Source organism: Mycobacterium persicum, from assembly GCF_002086675.1.
In the GTDB taxonomy this organism is placed as follows: Bacteria; Actinomycetota; Actinomycetes; order Mycobacteriales; family Mycobacteriaceae; genus Mycobacterium; species Mycobacterium persicum.
Map to the genome: position 1 here is coordinate 138,739 of NZ_MVIF01000001.1, position 22,906 is coordinate 161,644.

General features: G+C 64.9%; 21 protein-coding genes. 3 read left to right on the plus strand and 18 right to left on the minus strand.

Annotated features, from left to right (window positions below; all coding sequences use genetic code 11):
- Positions 1-98: 98 nt before the first annotated feature.
- Positions 99-1,331: a zinc-dependent alcohol dehydrogenase gene (locus tag BST40_RS00640; RefSeq protein WP_075547061.1), complete on the minus strand. Its 1,233-nt coding sequence runs from the start codon at positions 1,329-1,331 to the stop codon at positions 99-101.
- Entirely contained in the window at positions 1,328-2,101 is a 774-nt protein-coding gene (locus tag BST40_RS00645; protein WP_075547162.1) for an SDR family NAD(P)-dependent oxidoreductase, read from the minus strand. The genes BST40_RS00640 and BST40_RS00645 overlap by 4 nt, the downstream gene beginning before the upstream one ends.
- 83 nt (positions 2,102-2,184) lie before the next feature.
- Here BST40_RS00645 and BST40_RS00650 point away from each other — a divergent pair, with 83 nt between their 5' ends.
- Both BST40_RS00650 and BST40_RS00655 read left to right on the plus strand, forming a co-directional pair.
- Positions 2,185-2,886, plus strand: a complete 702-nt coding sequence (locus BST40_RS00650) for a class I SAM-dependent methyltransferase (RefSeq protein WP_083153117.1) — start codon at positions 2,185-2,187, stop codon at positions 2,884-2,886.
- Positions 2,883-3,812 carry a class I SAM-dependent methyltransferase gene (locus BST40_RS00655; protein WP_075547059.1) on the plus strand — a complete coding sequence of 310 codons (930 nt, stop codon included), beginning with the start codon at positions 2,883-2,885 and terminating at the stop codon, positions 3,810-3,812. The genes BST40_RS00650 and BST40_RS00655 overlap by 4 nt, the downstream gene beginning before the upstream one ends.
- Here the strand turns inward: BST40_RS00655 and sppA are convergent.
- Positions 3,809-5,599, minus strand: a complete 1,791-nt coding sequence (sppA, locus tag BST40_RS00660; protein WP_083153118.1) for a signal peptide peptidase SppA — start codon at positions 5,597-5,599, stop codon at positions 3,809-3,811. The genes BST40_RS00655 and sppA overlap by 4 nt on opposite strands.
- A gap of 50 nt (positions 5,600-5,649) precedes the next feature.
- Here sppA and BST40_RS00665 point away from each other — a divergent pair, with 50 nt between their 5' ends.
- Complete coding sequence (locus BST40_RS00665; protein WP_083153120.1) at positions 5,650-6,579, plus strand: LLM class flavin-dependent oxidoreductase; 930 nt, start codon at positions 5,650-5,652, stop codon at positions 6,577-6,579.
- A 68-nt stretch (positions 6,580-6,647) separates the two neighbouring features.
- Here the strand turns inward: BST40_RS00665 and rplO are convergent, their stop codons facing one another.
- From rplO to BST40_RS00740, 15 genes are all read right to left on the minus strand, one after another.
- On the minus strand, positions 6,648-7,091 hold the full coding sequence (gene rplO, locus BST40_RS00670; RefSeq protein ID WP_075547056.1) for a 50S ribosomal protein L15: 444 nt from the start codon (positions 7,089-7,091) through the stop codon (positions 6,648-6,650).
- On the minus strand, positions 7,088-7,300 hold the full coding sequence (gene rpmD / locus BST40_RS00675; protein WP_075547055.1) for a 50S ribosomal protein L30: 213 nt from the start codon (positions 7,298-7,300) through the stop codon (positions 7,088-7,090). Before rpmD ends, rplO begins: the two co-directional genes overlap by 4 nt.
- Positions 7,297-7,950, minus strand: coding sequence for a 30S ribosomal protein S5 (gene rpsE, locus BST40_RS00680; protein WP_075547054.1), 654 nt, complete (start codon positions 7,948-7,950; stop codon positions 7,297-7,299). Before rpsE ends, rpmD begins: the two co-directional genes overlap by 4 nt.
- Positions 7,951-7,969: 19 nt before the next feature.
- Complete coding sequence (rplR, locus tag BST40_RS00685; RefSeq protein WP_036391499.1) at positions 7,970-8,338, minus strand: 50S ribosomal protein L18; 369 nt, start codon at positions 8,336-8,338, stop codon at positions 7,970-7,972.
- Between the two features lie 41 nt (positions 8,339-8,379).
- Complete coding sequence (gene rplF / locus BST40_RS00690; RefSeq protein WP_075547053.1) at positions 8,380-8,919, minus strand: 50S ribosomal protein L6; 540 nt, start codon at positions 8,917-8,919, stop codon at positions 8,380-8,382.
- Positions 8,920-8,942: 23 nt separating this feature from the next.
- Positions 8,943-9,341, minus strand: coding sequence for a 30S ribosomal protein S8 (gene rpsH / locus BST40_RS00695; protein ID WP_036398368.1), 399 nt, complete (start codon positions 9,339-9,341; stop codon positions 8,943-8,945).
- A 24-nt stretch (positions 9,342-9,365) separates the two neighbouring features.
- Complete coding sequence (locus BST40_RS00700; RefSeq protein ID WP_011739072.1) at positions 9,366-9,551, minus strand: type Z 30S ribosomal protein S14; 186 nt, start codon at positions 9,549-9,551, stop codon at positions 9,366-9,368.
- A gap of 5 nt (positions 9,552-9,556) precedes the next feature.
- Positions 9,557-10,120, minus strand: a complete 564-nt coding sequence (gene rplE, locus BST40_RS00705) for a 50S ribosomal protein L5 (protein ID WP_075547052.1) — start codon at positions 10,118-10,120, stop codon at positions 9,557-9,559.
- Positions 10,120-10,437 (minus strand): 50S ribosomal protein L24, encoded by a 318-nt coding sequence (gene rplX / locus BST40_RS00710; RefSeq protein ID WP_036398370.1) that lies wholly within the window; start codon positions 10,435-10,437, stop codon positions 10,120-10,122. The genes rplE and rplX overlap by 1 nt, the downstream gene beginning before the upstream one ends.
- The gene (gene rplN / locus BST40_RS00715) at positions 10,438-10,806 is read right to left on the minus strand and encodes a 50S ribosomal protein L14 (protein ID WP_023370951.1); all 369 of its coding nucleotides are present in this window, start codon (positions 10,804-10,806) and stop codon (positions 10,438-10,440) included.
- A gap of 301 nt (positions 10,807-11,107) precedes the next feature.
- Positions 11,108-12,094, minus strand: coding sequence for an aldo/keto reductase (locus BST40_RS00720; RefSeq protein WP_075547051.1), 987 nt, complete (start codon positions 12,092-12,094; stop codon positions 11,108-11,110).
- A complete protein-coding gene (locus BST40_RS00725) occupies positions 12,095-13,675 on the minus strand; it encodes a GMC oxidoreductase (RefSeq protein WP_341865481.1) in 1,581 nt (526 codons plus the stop codon). It abuts the gene before it with no gap.
- A 75-nt stretch (positions 13,676-13,750) separates the two neighbouring features.
- Positions 13,751-16,018 carry an AMP-binding protein gene (locus BST40_RS00730; RefSeq protein ID WP_075547049.1) on the minus strand — a complete coding sequence of 756 codons (2,268 nt, stop codon included), beginning with the start codon at positions 16,016-16,018 and terminating at the stop codon, positions 13,751-13,753.
- A gap of 134 nt (positions 16,019-16,152) precedes the next feature.
- Positions 16,153-17,397, minus strand: coding sequence for a glycosyltransferase (locus tag BST40_RS00735; RefSeq protein WP_075547161.1), 1,245 nt, complete (start codon positions 17,395-17,397; stop codon positions 16,153-16,155).
- 135 nt (positions 17,398-17,532) lie between these two features.
- Positions 17,533-22,905, minus strand: a complete 5,373-nt coding sequence (locus tag BST40_RS00740; protein ID WP_075547048.1) for a non-ribosomal peptide synthetase — start codon at positions 22,903-22,905, stop codon at positions 17,533-17,535.
- Between the last annotated feature and the right edge of the window lies 1 nt (position 22,906).

The window sequence follows — 22,906 nt, forward strand, 5'->3', positions numbered from 1 at the left end:
CGCCTGGCGAGGTGCCGCCGGATCCGGCTGCTCTTGCCGAACTCGCCGGTTCGTACGGCATCGAGATCCTGGTCCGCCTCCCGCGCCATAACGACGCCTTACCGCTGATCTATCGCCACCTTGACGGCACCGCTCGCACCCTGATCGGCGATCGCCAGGAAGGCATCCCGCCATCGCTCCAACCTGAAGGTGTGGGTCAGCATCGGACGCAGATCCACCCGCCCGGCGACTACCAGGTCGAGGTAGTGGGCAATGGCGTGCCGGCGGACACCGTCGACCTCCTCGACGCCGAAGGCGTTGGACCCGACCCAGCTGATCTCTTTGAAGTAGAGCGGACTCCACTCCCAACGGCCGGGTGTGTGGACACCGGCTTTGACCAGCGTCCCGCGCGAGGTCAGCACTCGCACCCCCACCTCGAACGTCTCCGGCTTGCCGACGGTGTCGTAGACCACATCGACCGCGCCGGGGTGGGCCATCGGCAGGCCCAGCAACGGCTGGCGCAGCCGGCCGCCGCCCCAGGCCACCAGTTCCTCGATGACGGCCAGACGTGGTTCGTGCGCAACGACTCTGGTGGCGCCGAATCGCCGGGCAAGCTCGGCCTGTGCCGGGAATCGGGCAACGACGGCCACCGCCACATCCGGATACAGCGCCCGCAGGATCGCCAGTGCACACAATCCGAGCGAGCCCGCACCGTACACCAGCACCCGGCCGCAGCGCGGCGGCGGATGGCGGGTGATCGCATGCAGCGACACCGAGAACGGGTCGGCGAATACGGCCGCCTCGTCGGGAACGGAGTCGGGAACGGCGAACAGCATGCTGTGATGGGCGGGCATCAGCTCGGCATAGCCGCCGGTCACGTCGGCGGACACCCCGGTGTGGATTCCGGGTTTGATGTCGCCGTCGGCGAAGCTCCAACAAAGGCTGTAGTCGCCGGCCTCGCACGCCGGACATGGCGGTTCGATGCCACGCGGCCCGCAGGAAAGCCACGGATTGAGCACGACTCGCTGGCCCACCTCGACGCCCCGGGCCTGCGGTCCCGGCTCGACCACGTCGGCGATCACCTCGTGACCCATGACCTGCGGGAAGGAACAGAATGCGGCCATGGCGTTGTCGGCGTCATGCTCGCCGAAGTCCATCAGGATCTGCTTGGAATCAGACCCGCAGATGCCCGTCAGCCGCGGTCGGGTGATCACCCAGTCCGGGCGCAGTAACCGCGGATCGGGCAACTGCCGCAGCGCTGTCGGGCTGCGGGACAGGTTCTGGGTGAGGGCGTTGGCACCATCGGGCACCTCGAACGGCTCGGGTGGCACGCCGTAAACCAGCGCCCTCATTGCCAGGTCATCGCCGCCGCGCCGGCGATGAACGCGTCCAGGTCAGCGTTCTTGGCGTCGACGACGTCTTTGAGGGCCATCAGCTCAGGCAGATAGTGTTCGAACCGGTCGCTGCCGACGGCAGCGATGATGCCCTCGGCCACCAGGTCGGCGCTAACCTTGGGCCCCCGGTAGAGAGGCTCGTCGTTGTCCGGCCGGTCCCAGATCTCGGTGTCCACCGGACCCGGCTGGATCAGCTTCACCGACACTCCGGTGCCCGCCAGGTCGACCGCCATCGCCTCGCTCCAGCCGCACAGCGCGAATTTGCTTGCGCAATAGGCAGCTTCGTGGATGATGCCGAGTCGTCCACCGACACTCGATACATTGACGATGACGCCGGACCGCCTCGCCAGCATCCGCGGCAGCAGCGCCAGCGTCATCCGCATCGGGGCGAAGAAGTTGACCCGCATCACCTCCTCCACGTCAGCCGGCTTCAGCGCGGTCACGGCCCGGCGTCTGGGTACTGCCGCGTTGTTCACCAGCACGTCGATGCCGCCCAGGGCGTGCCAGGCTTGTAGTGCCAGCCGTGCGGCCGCGGGCGTGTCGCCCAGATCGGCGGCCCACATCGCCGACTCCGGCGAGGTCCTGCGGCAGTCGGCCAGCACCTCACCCAGCCGGTCCCGTCGCCGGGCGATCAACCCGACCACCGCCTGCTGGGCGGCCAACTGCCTGGCCAGGGCCGCTCCGACCCCCGAGGATGCACCCGTGATCAGCACCCGCTTGCCGGCCATCGCTACGACCCGGCCATCTCGTACGACATAGTTCAAGGTTGCCGTGCGGGGCTGCCCAAAGCCAGGGTTTTATCCTGGCCTTCGTGGCCCACGATCATCTGCATCGCTTCGTCAGCAAGCTCGGAAAGCGCCATGACTACTTCCCGGCCGCCGGCCACGACGCGCTGCTGCCGTTCTACGACCTACTGACCCGGCTGCTCGGCTTCACCCGGGTCTACCAGAAACTCATCGCGCAGGCCGATATCGGCGACGACCATCGCGTCCTGGAAATAGGTTGTGGCACTGGGAATCTGGCGATCAGGGTCAAACGTGCCCACCCGGCGGCGCAGCTGCTCGGGTGTGATCCCGACCCGCTCGCATTACGCCGGGCCCAGCGAAAGGCAGCGCAGCTGGCAGGTATTCGTTTCGAACGTTGCTATGCCCAGCAGCTGCCCTACCCCGACGGCGAATTCGACCGGGTGCTGTCGTCGATGATGCTGCACCACCTAGACGATGCGGCAAAAACCGCCGCGGCGGCAGAGGCATTCCGGGTCTTGCGGCCCGGCGGCCGGCTGCACCTGGTCGACATGGGGGGTGACCTGACCGATCGCAACGGCCTGGCCGCGCGGCTCGTCGTGCGCGGTCACCACGGCGCCGGCAACCTCGGCGATGCGATTCCGCGGCTGTTGACGGCGGCCGGGTTCAATTGCGCCGAGGTCGATTCTCAGCGCCATCGTGTCTTCGGGCGGCTGACCTACTACCGCGCCACCCGTACCCCGACACCCACTGAGGAGCGGAACCGATGACACGTAGCGAGTCACAACGGAGTGACAATGACAGCTGGGATCTGGCCTCCAGCGTCGGTGTCACCGCGACCATGGTTGCCGCGGGCCGCGCGATCGCGACCAAGGATCCCCGCGGGTTAATCAACGATCCCTTCGCCGAACCGCTGGTGCGTGCCGTCGGCGTCGACTTCTTCATCAAAATGATGGACGGCGACCTCGATATGACGGCCTTCCCAGACGTGTCGCCGGCGCGGGCACAGGCAATGGTCGACGGAATGGCAGTGCGCACCAAGTACTTCGACGACTACTTCAGCAACGCCACCGGCGACGGCATCCGGCAGGCGGTGATCCTGGCATCCGGCCTGGACGCGCGCGCCTACCGGCTGCCTTGGCCGGCCGGGACCGTTGTCTATGAACTCGACCAGCCCCGGGTGACCGAGTTCAAGACAACCACGTTGGCCCGGCTGGGCGCCGAGCCGACCGCTTCTCGGCGGGTGATCCCGATCGATCTGCGCGGCGATTGGCCGACGGCACTGCGGGCGGCGGGCCTGGATGTGGCCGCACCGACGGCGTGGTTAGCCGAAGGCCTGCTGATCTACTTGCCGCCGGAAGCCCAGGACCGGCTGTTCGACAACATCGCCGTGCTCAGCGCCCGGGGCAGCACCATCGCCACCGAATTCGTGCCGGGCATAGTGGATTTCGATGGCGACCGGATCCGGGAGAGGTCGGCGGCCTTCCGGGAGCACGGCATCGACATCGACATGGCGTCGCTGGTGTACCCCGGTGAACGCAACCACGTCGTCGACTACCTGAGCGCCAAGGGCTGGGACGTCGAGGGTGTGACCCGAGCCGAACTGTTCCGGCGCGCCGGCGTTCCGGTGCCCGATCCCGATGACGACGACCCACTCGGCGAGATCATCTTCATCAGCGCCGTCTTGTCCGCCTAGAGGCGCGACTGCCCCAGCCATAACGCGTTGGCACCGCTGAGCGTCTCCTCGATTCCCCCGACGACACCGGCGATGGAACGAATCAGCAGCGTCCCGACGGCATCGGGTACCGAAGCCGCCGCCGGTCGCGATGACATGCGCGGTAGTAGCAGGTCCAACAGCGACGAGCCGGGATAGCTGACCAGGCGGACCTCGGTGTTCTCGTCCAGGCCCGCCAGGATCTTCGCGCGGCGCACCGCCGTGCGGAAGCCGCCGAGTTCGTCGACCAGGCCGCGCTCGAGCGCATCGGCACCGGTCCAGACGCGGCCCCGGGCCACCACATCGACGGCTTCGGTGCTGAGGTTGCGGCCCTCGGCAACGCGCGCCACGAAGTCGCCGTAGAACAGATCGGCCTCGGCCTCCCGCCGGGCCCGCTGTTCCGGGGTGAACGGCTCGTCTATCGACCAGGCGTCGGCGTTGGCGTTGGTGCGCAATGTTTCCGACCCGACTCCCAGCCGCTCCTTCAGATCGCGGACCACCAGTTTCCCGGTGATCACCCCAATGGAACCAGTGATAGTGCCGGGATTGGCGACGATCGCATCTGCCGCCATCGACACGTAGTAGCCGCCGGAGGCGGCGACCGCACCCATCGATGCGACGACAGGCTTGCCGCGGCGACGGGCCCGCTTCACCTCACGCCAGATGGTCTCCGACGCGGTCACCGATCCCCCGGGACTGTCCACCCGCAGCACGATCGCCGAGATCGAGTCGTCGGCGGCCACCTCGCGCAGCGCCGCCGCGATGGTGTCGCCCCCGGCGCTGGACGGGCCGAACGGAAGACCCTGCGGGCCACCGCGTCCGGTGACGATCGGCCCTTCCACGGTGACCACCGCTATCGTCGGCTTGGGCCGGCGTCCGGGTATCGACGGTACCGGCGGCGCCAGTCGCGAGCGTGCGGTGCCCGCGTAGCGCGTCAGGTGCATTCGCGGCGGCCTCTCGTCGGTGTCGACCGACTCCGGCGAAACACCTTCTATCCCAACCAGTTCCGCCATGCGAGCGTAGACCTCGTCCCGGAATCCGATCCGGTCGATCAGCCCGGAGGCCACCGCCTCGTCACGCAGCAGCGGCGCCCGGTCGGCCAGCTCGTTGAGCACGTCCACGTCGATGCCGCGAGATTGGGCGACCGCATGCCACACCTGGCTCTGCATGCTTTCCAACATCCGGGTGACAGCCTCGCGATGAGCGTCGGTGTAGCCGTCTTCGGTGAAAAGGTTTGCCGCCGACTTGTATTCGCCTCGCGTGACGATCTCGGCTTCGATGCCGGCCTTGCCCAGCGCGTCGCGCAAGAACATCGCGTTGCTGGCAAAGCCGATCAGCCCGACGCTTCCCGAGGGCTGCAGCCAGATCTCGCGGAATGCCGAAGCCAGGTAGTAGGACAGCGTGCCCGGATAGGTTTCCGCCCAGGCCACCGACGGCTTGACGGCACTGAAGGCCGCGATGGCCTCCCGAAGTTCCTGAACGGCACCGGCGGGCGACGGCGGAAGCTGGACGCGCGCAATCATTCCGGCGATCCGCGGATCCTCGGCGGCCCGGTGGATCGCCGCGACGGCGGCGCGCAAGGCCATCGGACGGCCGCCTCCGGACAGGATTGTCAGTGGGTCGAAACCCGTCGTCTCCACCGGCATGTGGCGCAGATTGAATTCGAGCACGCAGCCGTTGGGCACGCCGTGGTGGCGCGCGGTGTCGACCCGGTCAGCCAGGGCGCGCACGTCGTCGACGCCGGGCAGAAATGACAGTAAGGCGAACATGTTTACCCAGCCTACCGATAGCCGGCGGGTAGCGACCGTACGGTGAAGGTGTGCGGTTTGGCATCGCGATCCCCCAACTGGACTACGACGACTTCGACACCGCGGGGCTGCGCTCGTATCTGGGTCGCGCCGAGGAGTTGGGGTTCGAAGGCGGATGGGTGCTCGAGCAGATTGTCGGCGAGTCACCGCTGCTGGCACCGTTGGAGCTGCTGGCATATTCGGCTGCCTGCACCGAGCGGCTACGGCTGGGGGTCGGCGTTCTGGTGACCTCGCTGCATGATCCGTTGCAGTTGGCCTCGGCGGTGACCGCCGTCGACCGGCTCAGCCACGGCCGCCTCGATCTCGGTATTGCGGCCGGCGGCGGTTCCCGTAGGTTCGCGGCTTTTGGCGTCGACAAGGCCACCCACGTCCGATATTTCACCGAGGGCCTGGCGTTGATGAAAGCGGCGTGGTCCGACGAGCCGCGGGTGACATTCCACGGCCGGTTCCGCAACGTCGACGACCTGCCCATCGCGCCCAAACCGGTGCAGCGACCACACCCGCCGATCTGGTTCGGCGGCCGGGCGCCCACGGCGCTGGCCAGAGCGGTGCGCCACGGTGACGCGTTCCTGGGGGCGGGTTCGTCGACAACGGCCGACTTTGCCCAAGCCATTGCCGTCGTGCGCCGTCAGCTCGCCGAACAACACCAGGATCCGGCAACCTTCACCATCGGCAAACGGGTCTATCTGATGGTGGACGACGACGCCGACCGGGCCCGCGAGCGGGCGCTCGACGGGTTACGCGCCATCTACGGCGGCAGGATGTCCGGCATCGATTCGGTGGCAGTGGCGGGCACGCCCGATGACGTTGTCCGGGGGCTGAGCGAGGTGATCGACGCCGGGGCCGGAATGCTGCTGCTCAATCCGGTGGGCGCCGATGTGGCGCAGAACCGCGACCAGATGGAACGCCTTGCCGCCGAGGTGATTCCGCGCCTGGATTAGTCGCGCCAGCAGACACAGAATCGCACTCCCGAATGCGGATCGGTGCGATTGTGTGTCTGCTCGCGGGACTATGAGAGCTCGGTGGCGGACCCGCCCGCGGCGGTGATCTTGTCGCGGGCGCTCCCGCTGAACTTGTGGGCGGTCAGGTCGACCTTGACGGTCAGCTTGCCATCACCGAGCACCTTGACCAGGGCGTTCTTGCGGACCGCCCCCTTGGCGACCAGGTCGTCGACGCCGATGGCGCCGCCCTGCGGGAACAGCCGGTTGATGTCGCCGACGTTGACGATCTCGTACTCGGTGCGGAACCGGTTACGGAATCCCTTGAGCTTGGGCAGCCGCATGTGGATGGGCATCTGCCCACCCTCAAAGGTCACCGGTACCTGCTTGCGGGCCTTGGTGCCCTTGGTGCCGCGCCCCGCCGACTTGCCCTTGGAGCCCTCACCGCGACCGACGCGGGTGCGTGCGGTCTTGGATCCGGGTGCGGGCCGCAGATCGTGCAGCTTGATGGTCACTTCGTCTTACCTCCGGTCGCCGCTACGCTGGTGGACTCCACCTCGACGAGGTGTCGCACCACCGCGATCAGCCCGCGGGTCTGTGGGTTGTCTTCGCGAACCACCGAATGACGAATCCGGCGTAAGCCCAAGGTGCGCAGGCTTTCGCGCTGCTTCCAACGGGCCCCGATGGTGCTGCGCACCTGGGTGATCTTCAGCTGAGTGCTCATGGCTGTGCCGCCTCGCGCACCGCGGCGGCGGCAAGCGCGTCACTTTCGCGCCGCGCCTTTAGCATGCCGGCCGGAGCGACGTCCTCGATCGGCAGACCGCGCCGGGCGGCCACCTCCTCGGGACGCTGCAGCATCTTCAGCGCGGCAACGGTGGCGTGCACCACGTTGATCGCGTTGTCGCTGCCCAGCGATTTCGCCAGGATGTCATGCACGCCAGCACATTCCAGCACCGCACGGGCGGCGCCGCCGGCGATCACACCGGTACCGGGGCTGGCCGGGCGCAACAGCACCACGCCGGCGGCCGCCTCACCCTGCACCGGGTGGGTAATCGTGCCGCGGATCAACGGGACCCGGAAAAAGCCCTTGCGAGCCTCCTCGACACCCTTGGCGATGGCGGCCGGAACCTCCTTGGCCTTGCCGTAGCCGACACCGACCATCCCGCTGCCGTCGCCAACGATGACCAGTGCGGTGAAGCTGAAACGCCGACCACCCTTGACCACCTTGGAAACCCGGTTGATGGCCACGACACGCTCCAAGTAATTGCTCTTGTCGCCGTCGCGGCCACCGCGGCCGCTGTCGCGCCGGCCCCGGCCGTCACGCGAGTCGCGGCTGTCTGGGGCGCCTTGCCCGCCAGCCGACTGTTCCGCCATTATGCGGTCCTCCCGTTCATCAGAAGTTCAATCCGTTCTCGCGTGCGGCATCGGCCAGCGCCGCGATCCGCCCGCCGTAGCTGTAGCCGCCGCGGTCGAATACCACGGTGTCAATGCCGGCCGCCTTGGCACGTTCGGCGATCAACTGGCCGACCCGCACGCTACGGGCTTTCTTGTCCCCGTCCAGACCACGCACATCGGCTTCGATCGAGGACGCGGCGGCCAGGGTGGTGCCGTTGAGATCGTTCACCAGTTGTACGTGAATGTGCCGCGCCGACCGGTGTACCACCAGCCGGGGACGCTGCGGGGTGCCGGCGATCTTCTTGCGCAGCCGTGCGTGCCTGCGCAGCCGGGAGACTCGCCGAGTCGCGGATACGCTCTGCCCCACCGGCTTTCGTGCAGCGGTTTCAGCCTGTGATTGCGCCATGACTACTTACCTGTCTTCCCGACTTTGCGGCGGATCTGCTCGCCTTCGTAGCGCACGCCCTTGCCCTTGTAAGGGTCGGGACGACGCAGCCGGCGGATATTCGCCGAAATCTGGCCGACCTTCTGCTTGTCGATCCCGGACACCGTGAACTTCGTCGGCGCCTGAACCGCGAACGTGATGCCTTCGGGCGCTTCGATCACCACCGGATGGCTGTATCCGAGCGCGAACTCGAGATTGGCGCCCTTGAGTTGGACGCGGTAACCGACACCGTAGATCTCCATTTTGGTGGTGTATCCCTGGGTCACGCCGATGACCAGATTGGACACCAGGGTGCGTGACAGTCCGTGCAACGAGCGGCTGCGCCGCTCATCATTGGGACGCGCGACGACGATGGCGCCGTCCTCGTTGCGGGACACCGTGATTGGTTCGGCGACCGTCATGTCCAGGGCGCCTTTCGGCCCCTTGACGGCGATGTTTTGGCCGTCGATCGTGACGTCGACTCCGGGGGGTACCGGAATGGGTTGCTTACCAATGCGCGACATGGTTGCTTCCTCTCACCACACTCTCACCAGACATATGCGAGGACTTCGCCGCCCACGCCCTGTCTGGCTGCCTGACGGTCGGTGAGCAGGCCGGAGGAGGTCGAAATGATCGCCACACCCAGGCCGCCAAGTACCCGCGGCAGATTGGTGGATTTCGCGTAGACCCGCAACCCCGGCTTGGACACCCGGCGCAAACCGGCGATGCTGCGCTCCCGGCTGGGCCCGTACTTGAGCTGCACGATCAGCGATTTGCCGACCCGAGCATCCTCGGTGCGGAAGTCACTGATGTAGCCCTCGTTCTTGAGGATCTGGGCGATGTTGGCCTTGATCTTGGAGTGCGGCAAAGCCACTTCATCGTGATAGGCCGAATTGGCGTTGCGCAGACGGGTCAAGAAGTCTGCGATCGGGTCCGTCATCGTCATAACAGCGTCTGCCCTTCCTCGCCGTTACCAGCTGCTCTTCTGCACGCCGGGCAGCTCACCCGCATGCGCCATCTCGCGCAAGCAGATTCTGCACAACCCGAACTTGCGGAACACCGCGCGCGGGCGGCCGCACTTGCTGCATCGGGTGTATCCGCGCACCGCGAACTTGGGTTTGCGTGCGGCCTTGTTGACCAGTGCCTTCTTCGCCATCTGCGTCAGTTCTCCTTGAAGGGAAAGCCGAGGGCCCGCAACAGGACTCGTCCTTCCTCGTCGGTTGTCGCCGAGGTGACGACGTTGATGTCCATGCCGCGGACCCGGTCGATCTTGTCCACGTCGATCTCGTGGAACACCGACTGCTCGGCAAGTCCGAAGGTGTAGTTGCCCACACCGTCGAATTGCTTGGGCGACAACCCGCGGAAGTCGCGGATACGCGGCAGCGCAATCGAGGTGAGCCGGTCGAGGAACTCCCACATCCGGTCGCCGCGCAGCGTGACGCGTACGCCGACCGGCATGCCCTCACGCAATTTGAACTGCGCGATGGACTTACGTGCCCGGCGAATTTCCGGCCGCTGCCCGGTGATCAGTGCCAGGTCGTTGACCGCGCCATTGATCAACTTGGCGTCCCGAGCGGCCTCACCGACGCCCATGTTGACCACGACCTTGGTCACAGTCGGGATCTGCATGACGTTGCGGTAGCCGAACTGTTTATGGAGCGAATCACGGATTTCACTGCGGTAGCGCTCTTTTAGGCGCGGCAGGGTCTTCTCTGCAGTAGTCATCAGATGTCCTTGCCGTTGCGCTTCGAGATACGGACCCGTTTGCCGGTTTCCTCGTCAACCCGGTAGCCGATTCGGGTGGGATTGCCGTCGGAGTCGACGACCATCACGTTGGAGACGTGTATCGGGGCCTCCTGGGTGACGATCCCGCCCGACCTGGCACCCCGTTGATTGGTGGAAACCGCGGTGTGCTTCTTGATCCGGTTGACGCCCTCGACCAGTACCCGGTTACGGTCCGGGTAGGCCTGCAAGACCTTGCCCTTGGCCCCTTTGTCTTTACCGGCAATCACCAACACGGTGTCGCCCTTATGGACCTTCATCTACAACACCTCCGGGGCCAGCGAGATGATCTTCATGAATCGCTTCTCCCGCAGTTCGCGCCCCACCGGCCCGAAGATGCGGGTTCCGCGCGGGTCGTTGTCGGGCTTGATGATCACTGCGGCGTTCTCGTCGAACTTGATGTAGCTGCCGTCGGGACGCCGGCGTTCCTTGGCGGTGCGCACCACGACGGCCTTGACGACGTCTCCGCGCTTGACGTTGCCGCCGGGAATCGCGTCCTTGACCGTGGCGACGATGACGTCACCGATGCCGGCATAGCGTCGCGACGATCCACCGAGCACGCGGATGCACAAGATCTCCTTGGCGCCGGTGTTATCGGCGACCTTGAGCCGCGATTCCTGCTGAATCACTAGATCTCCTGACCTGGTTGACGTGTGCACGGCAGGGTTCACCAAACACCAGACGTGCGCGGTCTTTGCTGCCCAAGGGCACGCGGGGCCGATAACACTGACGCGCACCAGCCGAGGTCTGCCCAAGGCAACCCCTAGAGTCTAGGGGACGGCCAGCTCAGAGCCAAATTCGAGGGCGAGGTTAGCGGGGGCGCCACCGGGTGACCCGATTTTCGACCGAGAGCTGCCTGTGAATCTGCGCGGCGCGTCATGTAGTTGATTGCGGGACGGCAACGAGGTGACGTTCAGCAGGGACGACACCTCATACACTCATTCCGGTCGCGAGCCAGTGGAGCGTCTCCTCATCCAGCTTCAGCGACAATGCCGCCACGTTCTCGGCAAATTTCTCGAACGTCGTGCAGCCGACCACGGCAAACACCTCGAGCGGGTGGCGCAGCACGTACGCGAGCGCGACCTGTGCGACGGTGGCCCGATGCTCGCGCGCGAATATCCTTGTGCGTTCCAGCTTTTTGATGTTCTCATCGGCGCCGAATTGGGTCATACACCGCCGGCTCACGCGATTGGCGGCCGGATGCTTCGGGTCGAAGTGATCTGAAAAGAATCCGCGGCCAAGGCTGGACCACGCGAACACCGATAGCCCGTGCCTCGAATACCATTCCCGCGCCGCACGCTGGCCGTTCCCCCCAAGGGTGACCGCTCCAGGCCACAGAGGTCGCGTCCAATCGGCAAGGCTGAATTGAGCGCTCGACGCGGTGAACGGCTTCAGCCCCTTGCTCGCGGCGAGCGCATTGGCGTCAGCAATTCGCTCGTGCGACCAGTTCGACGCACCTATAGCGGTGATTTTACCTTCGTCCAGGTGACGGTTGAGCCGTTCTATGAGCGGTTCAATTTGCGCTCGGGGATGATCGTAGTGGAGCAGATACAGATCAATGAAATCGGTGTCGAGTGCTTTGAGGGATGCGTGCAGGTCGCGGGTGACGTCAGACGGAGATAGCCGCGGGCGTCTTGACAACAGGTTGGGATGACATCCCTTGCTGATGACCACAATGTCGTCGCGATTCCGGCGTTCCCGAATCCATGCCCCCAGCGTCCGTTCGCTGTCCCAATACAAGCGTGCCGTGTCGAATGAGTTGCACCCGAGTTCGAAGGTCCGATCTAAAAGCGAGAACACCCGTTGCTCACGGTGCCGATTGGGCACCCAGGTCAGTACCCGGCCCCGTAATCGATCGGTGCCGAAGACGATTCGGGAGACGGGTTTATCGATCCCGGCAACCTTTCCGTATTCCATTCAGTTCACATACTTCGCATAGTCGCGAACGATGAACCGACACGCTCGAACCGTGAGAGCCATTATGGTGAGTGTGGGATTCTGGAATCCGGAGTGGACAAAGCAGGCGCCGTCGGTCACGAATACATTGTCCGCGTCCCAGCACTGGCAATACGAATTCAACACCGAATTTTCTGGCTTGTCGCCCATGCGCGCGCCACCGGTCTCATGAATAGCCAGTCCAGGGCGGTAGAGGAAACTGGGGCGAAGCAGGCTATTAAAGATCTTGTCGACCCGCAGACCGCCCGCGGCCGCAATTTCTGGGAGCCGCTGTCTCATATGGGAAATCATATTGAACTCAGGCCGAGAATAGCTACACGAGATTTGAGCTACTGGAATCCCCCACGCGTCTTTGACGGTCGGGTCGAGCGACACATGATTTTGGTACCGAGGCCGCATTTCGCCGAACGCGGTCATGGCCCACCACGATCTCCCGCGGCCGATCGACATCTGGATACCGTAGCCGCCGGGAAAGTTTTTTGATTCCTTTTCGCAGAAGCTCGGGATGTATAGCCCAACGTTTCCGAAATCGAAGCCATCCTCGTTCGTACCTGGCTCGACATCGCTTTTGTGCACTTTGCCGACAAGCGTATACACCACGTGGTCGCACAGATAGCGACCGAGATAGCCCGACGATCCGCCGACACCGGCCGGATGCTTGGCACAAGCCGAGTTCAGAAGGATCCGCACGCTTTCGATCGCTGACGCGCAGAGGACGACGACTTTGCCGTAAACCACCTGCGGATTCCCCGTCAATCGCTCGCTGTATTCGACGCCGGTCGCCTTTCCCGTCTGCGCATCGATGAGCAACCGGCTCGCGACGGCGTCCGTCCGTATGTCGAGGCGGCCGGTCGCCAGCGCGACTCTGACGGGAAGCGGAATCCGCTTGTTGTCGTATTTGACCTTCCTGGCGTACGTCGCGCGGAGGCCCGGGAGACGCTTCTCGACTCGGGTCAGAAACGTTTCTTCGATCGTTGTTGTTTTCGCGGGACCGATGAACTGGCCATCGGGGCAATTCGGAATTCCTGCGGCTTCTCCGTGGACGCCGAGCGTCCGTTCGACGATATCGTAGTACGGTGCCAGATCTTCGTATGACAATGGCCAGTCGACGCCGTCTCCGCGGACACTTCCGGCTTTGAATTCGTAATTCGACATCCGCGGCGCATGTCGATACCACGTGTGCAGGCGGCCACCGAGTTGTCGGCCCCTGAACCAGAGGAACGTGTTTCCTGATGTCGTTGTATACGGGTTCTCCCGGTCGTTGACATAGAACTGCTTTGTCGTCTCGGAAAAAGCTGGGGATCGCGCCTGAACATATTGGCCGTTGATCGCCGACTTGACGCGTGGCGCAATCCCACTAAATTTCGCCTCCGCGCCGGCGGGAAAGTCGCGCGCGATATCCAGATTCCGGCCGGCCTCGAGCAGAACCACCCTCAGGCCGCCTTCCGTCAGCTCTTTGACAGCCCACGAGCCAGCTGCTCCGGAGCCGACGACGATGGCGTCATACGTTGACCCAGTCCTGCGCATGCGTGCTTGTCTCATTCCCTCCGATGTGGTTTCGGGTGTCGCGTCGTCGTTTGCGGCAACCGCGGCCAGCGCCGCCGCTATAGCTGCTAATCAGGCCGGTTCGTCCCGATTGTCGTTGGCGGCCATCACCTGACGCAGCAGTTCGTCGACGTCCTCGTCGGAGATCTTCGGCATCCGGTCAAGCAGGTCCATCCACCCTGAGCCGGCGACATCGGTGGCCTCCGACGACCCGACGGCGGGGTCCGGCCGGCAGCCGACACCGATGGAGGCGACCGGTTCGGCCGGGCTTGCGGAGCCACCGACTGTCTCCACCGCGGCGGCAGGCTCGGCCAAATGTCCGGACAGCAGGTCGATCGTCGGGTACTCCTGGGTAAGCGTGGGCGAGAGCTCACGTCCGAGCCAGGTTTCCATTGCTGCGGTCAGCCGGATGGCACGGATGGAGTCAAGACCGTAGTGCGACAGCGGCAACGATGTGTCGATCTCTGCCCGTGACAGGCCCAGCTCCAGCGAAAGCCTGGACACGAACCACTCTGCGATCTCGGCGCGCCCGGCGTGCAGTGGAGTCGGCTCGGTTGGCGATACGGCCGGCTGCGGATCGCGCGGAGCTGGCGCGTGCCACTGTGCGAAAACCTCGAGGCCGCCGTCGAGGAACCGTTGTCGGCAGGCATTGCGCCGGATCTTTCCGCTCGAGGTCGTCGGGATCCGCAGCGGCTCCACCAATAAGACGGCGTGCGCCTGTATCTCATGGTCCTCGGTGACCGCGGCACGAATCGCGGCGATAACCGCGCCGACGTCGGCTTCGCGGATCCGCTCCCGGTCCACCTCCTGTACGACGACGAGCTGTTCGGCGTCATTGGATGACCGCGTTACCGAGAACGCCGCACCCCGCCCGCGCAGCAGCGCCGCATGACTGTCCTGCACCGTGGCCTCGATGTCTTCGGCGTAGTAGTTGCGGCCGCGGATGATGACGAGGTCCTTGAGCCGCCCCGTGACGAACAGCTCGCCGTCCAGGAAGAACCCCAGGTCCCCGGTACGCAGGAAAGGTCCGCGCCCGGTGTCGGCGAGGAACGCCGAGAATGTCTCTTCCGTCTTGATCGGCTCGCCCCAATACCCCAGCGCGATGCCGCCGCCGGCGAGCCAGATCTCCCCGACTTCCCCGTCCGCACAGGACCGTCGGGTGTCCGGATCGACGATAACCACTTCCACGTCGTACAGCGCGGGGCCGCAGCCTACGAGCGTGACGGCGGCCGGGTGCGCCGGCGAGACGCCCACCACGTGGTGCTCACGCAACGCAACAGGATCCAGGTGTCGCACCAGCGGGACGATCCAATCGGCCTGACCGGATGCCAGCAGTGTCGCCTCCGCCAAACCGTACGCCGGTTTGAACGCCTCGGGCTGGAAGCCGCTGGGACCAAAGGCATTGGCGAACCGGTCCAAGGTTGCGGCGCGCACCGGCTCGGCAGCACACACGGCTAACAACCACTTGGAGAGGTCGAGCGCCGCACGTTCCGGCTCGCTGCTGCGTTCGACACACAGGTCATAGGCGAAATTCGGTGCAGCGGTGATCGTGCCGCCATAACGGGAAAGCGCTTCGAGCCAACGCATTGGGCGCTCGATGAAAGCTTCGGGCGGCATCAAGAAGCAACTGCCGCCAAAGCACATCGTGCCGAGAATCATGCTGATAAGGCCCATGTCGTGATGGGGCGGCAACCAGGACACCGCGATGTACGAGTCGACCCAACCCGTGGCCCTACGGATGGTCTCCAGGTTGGACAGTAGGTTGTGGTGGGTCACCATCACGCCTTTTGGTGCGCTGGTAGAACCCGAGGTGTATTGCACGAAAGCGATTGCGCTTGGGTCGATGTCCGGTGTGATCCACTCCGCGGCGGATTGCGGGTTGACGGCGTCTACGGCACACCACTGCAGGGAACTCCCGTCGGCCAAGCCGTCCACCACATCCCTGACTTTCGCCTGCACTTCCGTGGTGGTAAGCACCAAGCGCGCCTGCACATCCGCGATAATCGACGCCACGCGCCCCATTACCTTGTCGCGAACCGGCGGATGCACCGGTACAGCGACGGCCCCGGCGTGGATACACCCGAAGAAGGCGGCGATAAAATCCAGGCCCGAGGGACAGAGGACCAGTACCCGTTCGCCCGCCGCTCCCTGTTGTTGCAAAATCGACGCGATCGCTCGCGCCTTGATGTCGAGTTCGCGATAGGTTAGCTGGCTATGTTCTTCCCCGTCGGGGGAATACCGGCAATAGTCGAATGCAACCTTGTCTGAATAGCGTTCGGCGCTACCACGCACGATATCTGACAAGGTTGGTGGCACCGGAAACCCGCTATCTATCGGCATCTACTACTCCTTGCTCCGATGTCAATCCCGGTTGGTCCGTGTTCGTGCGAGCGGGCGCCACCCCACCACGACCGGCTCCCTGACCCCACCGGGTCCGTCGTCGCGAACCCACCCCGGCGAAGCGGGCATGTCCATCAGCCAAGCCCCCTCAGACGAACCGCCTTTTCCAATGCGTCGGCGGTGGCGGCGATACTGTCGGCGGGTTTGCTCATCCGGGTGGCGATTTCGCGGGCGCGGGTGCTGCATTCTGGTGTGAGAATCGAACTCAAGTCGGCGACCAGCGATTGCGGCGTGACACTCGAGAAACGCCGGCCAGTGCCAACGTTGAGCCGCTTGACCGCGGCCGCAAACATGGGCTGGTCGGAAGTGAACCACAGGATCAACGTCGGGACCCCGGCCCGCAAACCCGCTGACGTGGTGCCCGCACCACCGTGGTGGACAACCGCGCGGCACGCGGGAAAAGTGGCCGCGTGGCTCACCGCGCGAACAACTTTGACATGGTCGCGATCCGGAGTCGCGGGGAAATCGTTCTCGCCGGTGCAAATCAACGCCCGCTCACCCAGCTGCTCGCAGGATGCACTGATCATGTCGATCAGGTCTGCCATCGATTTCACCGGCCTACTACCGAATCCGAAGTAGATCGGCGGCGCGCCGGCGGCAATCCACGATGCGACCTCGTTGTCGACATCTGTTGCCAATTCCATCGTTAGCGCGCCAACAAAGGGCCATCGCCCAGCCCATTCGGTCGCCAGCCCGGGAAATAGCAGCTCGTCGTAAGCTTGGATCTCAAGCGATCCCCGCTCGCCGTTTCGTCTCGCTGCCGAGGCTGTCGCCATTGGCAAACCCAATTCACGGCGTTGCGCCGCCTCGGCTTCCTTCGTCATCTTCCAGTACATCCACCAGGCTGCCGAAAGCGCGCCGCGGCCCAACGGAGCCGGAAGGCTCGGCAATAGTCGGCTATTGACTTGCAGTGGAACAAAATTCAGCATGGCAACGGGAATACCATAATGCTCGCCAACATTGGCGGCGATCCCGGGGTACATCCAACTTGACATTATGAGATCGGCATCGCGCGCCAGAGTTGCCAGTGTTGCGCTCATCTCGGCCCAACCCCTGGTGATGAAGTCGGCGCCCTTGTTCAGAAACGTGGTCGGAGTCCGGATCATCTTCCAGAAGTCCTTGGCGAAATCGTCCTTCTGTTGCTCTCGCGAGTCCGGCCCGTAGGGGACCGCGGTAAGCCCGACCGAGTCGACAAAGCCAAGCAAGTTGGGCGGCACTGCAATACGCACGTTGTGGCCCCGTCGCAGCAGCTCCAGCGCGACCGACGCGCACGGCTCGACATCGCCACGCGTTCCATAGGAGACCAGCGCAAACCTCATGACGGATTGCAACCTTTCATGTTGCAGCACAACACAACAACATTGTCGAGAACCAGCACATCGCCGGTGCGGCCGGAAACTGCGTGGATCGTTCGAGGGTTGCCGTTCTTCCCGTGACGGCGGTCGACATCGGCATCAGAAGCGGTAGGTGGCACAACCGACCTCGATGCCGGAGCCGACGCTGATGACCAGCCCGATGTCGCCCGGACGGACCAGCTGATGCCGCCAGGCGTGTTCCAGTTCGTAGGGCAGACATGAGGAGAACAAATCGGATTCGGTCGCCAGGTCAATGAATTGTGAATCCGGAATGTTCAGGCGCACAGCGAGTTCGGCGCGATCCGCCTGGGACAGGTGCGGAGGGAACACGGCCGCGATCTGGGAGCAGTCAAGCTCTTCGAGCTTGAGCAGTTCCTCGACGGCGGCCGGGATGCAGTCCAGGTAGCGGGCCGACAGATTCGGGTCGCGGTCGATCTGCAGCCAGCTGCGCCCATCTCCTTGCTGCAAGTACGTTTCCAATGCGGAGACGTACTCCGGATGGTGATGGAACACAAACCGACCGAAGCCTGAGTCGCCGTCGGACCTGCCCAGGATCACCGCGGAGCCCGTCTCGCCGAGACCATACAACGGGTGCCCGCTGTCACCGCCGTTGTTTTCGATCTCGGCAGCCACCACCATCGCGTGTTCGGCTTTTTCAGCGCCGATCATCTGCACACCCACCTGGCATGCGTTGAGGAATCCGACCGCTCCATTGAGCACGTCGAAGGCGAAAGTCGTTGGCGCATCGGGCGAATCGATGTCGACATTAGCGCCGATTTCACCGGCCACCAACGCCGCGATGGCCGGTTCGGCGATGAAGTCCTCCCGGTACACCCCGGCGTAGACGATCAATTCGAGCTGTGCCGGATCCATTCCGCGCCGGCTCAGGCACTGTCTGGCGGCTTGCGTCGCGAGTTCGACTGCACGCCGAGGCCGGGATTGCTCGGCGGCGGTGCCGACCCCTTCGATCCGCACCCGGGGCCCCGGCGGTGGCTCCGGGCGTCGTCGACGGGCCGAGAAGCCGTGGGTGTGTTGACCCTCGGGCGCCCTGCGCATTCGGGCCGGCAGGTCGTCGAAGGTGTAGAGCGCGGCGCCGATCGTCTGTCCGGTGCCGCTGATACTGAACAGCACTTTGTCCCCGGGGTTGATCCGATTGGCCCGGATCTGATCGCCGAGGGCCACGAAATGTGTGGTGCTGGCGGTGTTTCCCCGTTCACCGAGATTATTGACGACGCTGGCCGGTTGGGCGCTACCCGGGCCGAACATTCCATTCATCGCGACCACCGCGTCGTTGAGCGATGCCTTGGATGTCTGGTGAATGACGATGTGGTCGCAGTGTTCGGGCCGCCAGCCGTGCCGATTCATCACGGCGGCGGTGTATGGCAGTAAACGCTTGACCACCGTGGCGGTAATGTTGATCGAGTCGGTGGTCATAATCGCGCCGCCATGTGGACCATTGCTTGCCTTGGCCATGCACAGGCTGCTGTACCGGCTCAGGGTGGCCATGTCGATGTCGTGGAAGCCGACCCGGTCAGTGGTGCCGCGCTCGAGGATCACCGCGGCACCGGCGTCACCAACCGTCAAGCACGCGAGTCGCGGATCCATCGGTCCCTCGATTTCCTGCTGCGCCGTCTCGGTGATGTGGCTGATGTATTCACCACTGACGACCATGGCGCACTCGACCAGTCCGGCCCGCAGGAATGCATCGGCGACGGCGACACCGGTGAACATCCCGGCGCAGGCGTTGGAGACGTCGAAGGCAATCGCATTGGTAAGGCCGCATTGGTCCCGCAGCCGCGCCGCGGTGCTGGGCTCGAACACGACCTTGTGCCCGGGTCCGTCGCAGCGGGAAATGTTGCAGCAGATGACCAGATCAATCTCGTCGGCCGCATACTTCGACCGTTTCAGACAGTCGGCCACCGCATTTCGGGCCAGGTCGATCGAGAATTCGCCCGGTCCGACCACTCGCCTGCTGCGGATTCCGGTCAGACGTTCCAACGGAATACCGATCTCGTTGACGCAGCCTGCCAGGACGCTCTCGGTCGACAGCACCCCCGCCGGCAGATACACACCGATGCTTTCCATCACGGTGTTACGCGTCTGCCGGCTGGTAGCGGGCACCGGCGGAGCAGTGGCGGCTGCGGCGACCCGGCTGCCGCCCTCGGAAGTTTCGGATATCTCGGATGTCTCGGATGTCTCGGATGTCTCAGCCACTTCGGGGTCTGGCGCGTCCTGCGCGGCCTTGCCGTATTCGGCGGCCAGCTCGGCGACGGTACCGAAGACGAACAGCGACTCCGGCCGCAGCGGTAGGTTGGCTGCATTCGCTTTCGCCGCGACTTCCAGGCTGTGGCTCGAGGAGCCGCCGAGGGCGAAGAAATCGTCGTGCACGCCAACGGTGTCCAGATCGAGCACGTCACACCAGATTGCGGTGAGGACCTTCTCAGCAGGCGTCCGCGCAGCGACGAACTCCGGCCCCGTTATCGGCGCCTGATCGCCGGCCGCCTTCAGCGCGCGGCGGTCGACCTTTCCGCTCGACGTATGTGGCAGCGACGCAACCACCGAGAAGATCGCCGGCACCATCGCCGCGGGAAGCTGATCGAGGAGGAAGCGGCGAAGCTCGCCGACACTCGGCGCGGCGTCCTGGGTCGCCACAATATGGGCGACCAGCCGCAGGTTGCCGCGGCTGTCGGTGTCGGCCACGACCACGCTGTCGCTGACCCCGGGGTGCTTAAGCAGTGCGGCCTCCACCTCACCCGGCTCGATCCGGACGCCGCTGATCTTCACCTGGTTATCGAGGCGCCCCAAGTACTCGATGTTGCCGTCCGGCAGGTACCGCGCCCGGTCTCCGGTCCGATACAGCAGCCCGCCCGGAACCTCCGCGAACGGATCGGTGCGGAAACTGGCTGCTGTCGCATCGGGCTGATTGAGATAGCCACGTGCCACCCCAATCCCGCCGATGCACAACTCCCCCGGCACGCCGACCGGCACCGGTTGCTGATGAGCGTCCAAGAGATGAATGCGAATGTTGGCGATCGGTCGCCCAATCGGGACCGGCGAGCGCGGCTCACCGCGCTTGCAGTGGTAGTGGGTGACATCGATCGCGGCCTCGGTGGGACCGTAGAGGTTGTAAAGCTCGGCGTCCAAGGTGGCTAGGAAGCGGTCCTGAAGGTCATCCGGCAGCACTTCGCCGCTGCAGAACACCCGGCGCAACCCGACGCAGTCGGTCACCCCCGGCTGAGCCAGCAAGGAGCGCAGCATTGACGGCACGAAATGCACTGTGGTGACGTCCTGTTCGACGATGGTGCGAACCAGGGCAGCTGGGTCCTTATGCACCTCGGGTTCGGCGATGACAAGCCGTGCGCCGACGATCAATGGCCAGAAGATCTCCCAGATCGAGGGGTCGAAACTTATCGGAGTCTTGTGCAGGACCCGATCCGCCGGAGTGAGTTGGTAGGTGGCCTGCATCCACAACAGCCGATTTCGGATTCCGCCGTGGGTGTTGAGCGCTCCCTTGGGCGTGCCGGTCGAGCCGGACGTGTGGACCACGTAGGCAAGGCTCGCCGCCCGACCGCTGTCGTGGGTACCGGCGGCCACGGCGACGCCGTCCGCCGGAGTCGTCGGCAGGTCGAGGCAGAGGCGATGACCGGTGAACCCGGACAGGCTTTGCAGATGTCGGCGGTGCGTGACGCACACCGGCGCGTCCGGCACGTTGCCGATCATCGCCGCGACGCGGTTGGCCGGTTGCGCCGGGTCGAGCGGCATGAACGCGCCACCCGCCTTGAGCACCCCCAGCAAAGCCACCACCAGGTCTGCTGAGCGGTCCAACAGCACCGGAACGATGCCGTCGGGGCCTACTCCCAGGCCGCGCAGCCGATGGGCCAGGGCATTCGCTTGGTCGTCGAGCTCCCGGTACGTCATCTCCTGATCGGCGAACGACACGGCGACGGTGTGCGGGCTGCGCCGGGCGGTTTGCGCAACCATCGCGTGCAGGCAATCGGGGGCGTCATAGCAGACGTGGGTGTCGTTCCACGCAGCCTGTTGGCGGCGCTCCGGCTCGGTCAGCAGCGGCAACTCCGACACGCGGCTGGCGGGATGGGTGACGATGCCATTGAGCAGCGTCGTGAAGTGCCCGACCAGCCGCTCTATCGTCGCGTCGTCGAAAAGGTCGCGGTTGTAATGCAGGTCGCAGGTGAACTCCCCGTCCGCATCGGCCACCTGGATCATCAAGTCGAAGGCCGCACCCCCCTGGCCGACATGTAGGGTCTCGAGTTCAAGTGCTTCAGGGCCCAGATCCCCGCTGGCTGCGCGCTGGAATCGGCGGGACTGTTCCCACGCGAACGAGACCTGGACGATCGGGGTATAGCTCAAATCCCGGGACGGACGTAGCCGTTCGACAAGCAAGGGAAAGGGGTAATCCTGGTGCGCGAGCGCGCCCAGAACCATCTGCTTGACCCGTCCCAGCAACGACGAGAACGTCGGGTCACCATGCAACTCGGCGCGCAGCACGACGGTATTGGCCACATAGCCGACCAGCCCCTCCATCCCGACCCGATCGCGGCAGGCAAATGGTGAGCCGATGAGCAGGTCGTCCTGGCCGGTGTACCGGTGCAGCAACGTGGCGAATGCGGCCAGAAACGTCATATACGGCGTCGCTCCGGCGCCCCGGGCCACCTCCCGAAGATCGGACGCCAGGCGGCCGTCAACGCTGAAACGTCGTACGGCACTGCGGTACGACGGAACCGCGGGTCGCGGCCGGTCGGTGGGTAGGCTCAACTTCGGCAGGTCACCGGCCAGCTGTGTGCGCCAATAGCGCCAAAGGCGATCCCCCTCGACATTCGACAGCATCTGCATCTGCCGATCCGCGTAGCCGACATAATGCTCTGGGCAGATCGCCGGTGCGTCGGCGCCGTGTTGTGCGGCATAGAGTTTGCAGAGCTCGTCGAGAATGACGTCCACGGACCAGAAGTCGGCGGCGATGTGATGCACGGCGAGCACCAGGACGTGCTCGCGTGGTGATTGCCGGAGCAACGTCAGGCGGAAAACCGGCCCGGTTTTCAGGTCGAACGCACGGTGGGATTCCCGATGTATCCACTCGTCAACTTCATCAGCATCCACGTCGTGGCGGACAATGCGCGCCGGCCAGTGTGGGTGGACGAGTTGAACCGGCTGCCCGTCGCGCACGGCGAACGTGGTGCGCAGGACCGCATTCCGTTCGACAAGTGCCTGTGCGGCGCGCTCCAGCGCCGGCACATCCAGTTCTCCCCTGATCCGTCCGGCATAGCTGAGGGTATAGGCGGGGTTTCCGGGCGCAAGCTGGTAAAGAAACCACAGCGACCGCTGCCCGTACGACAACGGATGCGCCGACGCCGACGCCTGCGCCTTCTCCATCAGTAGCCGCGACAACAACGCGCGCTTTTCCTCGGCGGAGAGCGTGGTGATGTCGATCGACTTCTCGCTGGACCTATCCGTCATC

Coding starts and splice junctions, on each gene's coding strand:
- BST40_RS00640 (WP_075547061.1), bottom strand. CDS start 1,331: ATGAGGGCGCTGGTTTACGGCGTGCCACCCGAGCCGTTCGAGGTGCCC.
- BST40_RS00645 (WP_075547162.1), bottom strand. CDS start 2,101: ATGGCCGGCAAGCGGGTGCTGATCACGGGTGCATCCTCGGGGGTCGGA.
- BST40_RS00655 (WP_075547059.1), top strand. CDS start 2,883: ATGACACGTAGCGAGTCACAACGGAGTGACAATGACAGCTGGGATCTG.
- sppA (WP_083153118.1), bottom strand. CDS start 5,599: ATGTTCGCCTTACTGTCATTTCTGCCCGGCGTCGACGACGTGCGCGCC.
- rpmD (WP_075547055.1), bottom strand. CDS start 7,300: ATGAGCACTCAGCTGAAGATCACCCAGGTGCGCAGCACCATCGGGGCC.
- rpsE (WP_075547054.1), bottom strand. CDS start 7,950: ATGGCGGAACAGTCGGCTGGCGGGCAAGGCGCCCCAGACAGCCGCGAC.
- rplF (WP_075547053.1), bottom strand. CDS start 8,919: ATGTCGCGCATTGGTAAGCAACCCATTCCGGTACCCCCCGGAGTCGAC.
- rpsH (WP_036398368.1), bottom strand. CDS start 9,341: ATGACGATGACGGACCCGATCGCAGACTTCTTGACCCGTCTGCGCAAC.
- BST40_RS00700 (WP_011739072.1), bottom strand. CDS start 9,551: ATGGCGAAGAAGGCACTGGTCAACAAGGCCGCACGCAAACCCAAGTTC.
- rplE (WP_075547052.1), bottom strand. CDS start 10,120: ATGACTACTGCAGAGAAGACCCTGCCGCGCCTAAAAGAGCGCTACCGC.
- rplX (WP_036398370.1), bottom strand. CDS start 10,437: ATGAAGGTCCATAAGGGCGACACCGTGTTGGTGATTGCCGGTAAAGAC.
- BST40_RS00720 (WP_075547051.1), bottom strand. CDS start 12,094: ATGGAATACGGAAAGGTTGCCGGGATCGATAAACCCGTCTCCCGAATC.
- BST40_RS00725 (WP_341865481.1), bottom strand. CDS start 13,675: ATGAGACAAGCACGCATGCGCAGGACTGGGTCAACGTATGACGCCATC.
- BST40_RS00730 (WP_075547049.1), bottom strand. CDS start 16,018: ATGCCGATAGATAGCGGGTTTCCGGTGCCACCAACCTTGTCAGATATC.
- BST40_RS00735 (WP_075547161.1), bottom strand. CDS start 17,397: ATGAGGTTTGCGCTGGTCTCCTATGGAACGCGTGGCGATGTCGAGCCG.
- BST40_RS00740 (WP_075547048.1), bottom strand. CDS start 22,905: ATGACGGATAGGTCCAGCGAGAAGTCGATCGACATCACCACGCTCTCC.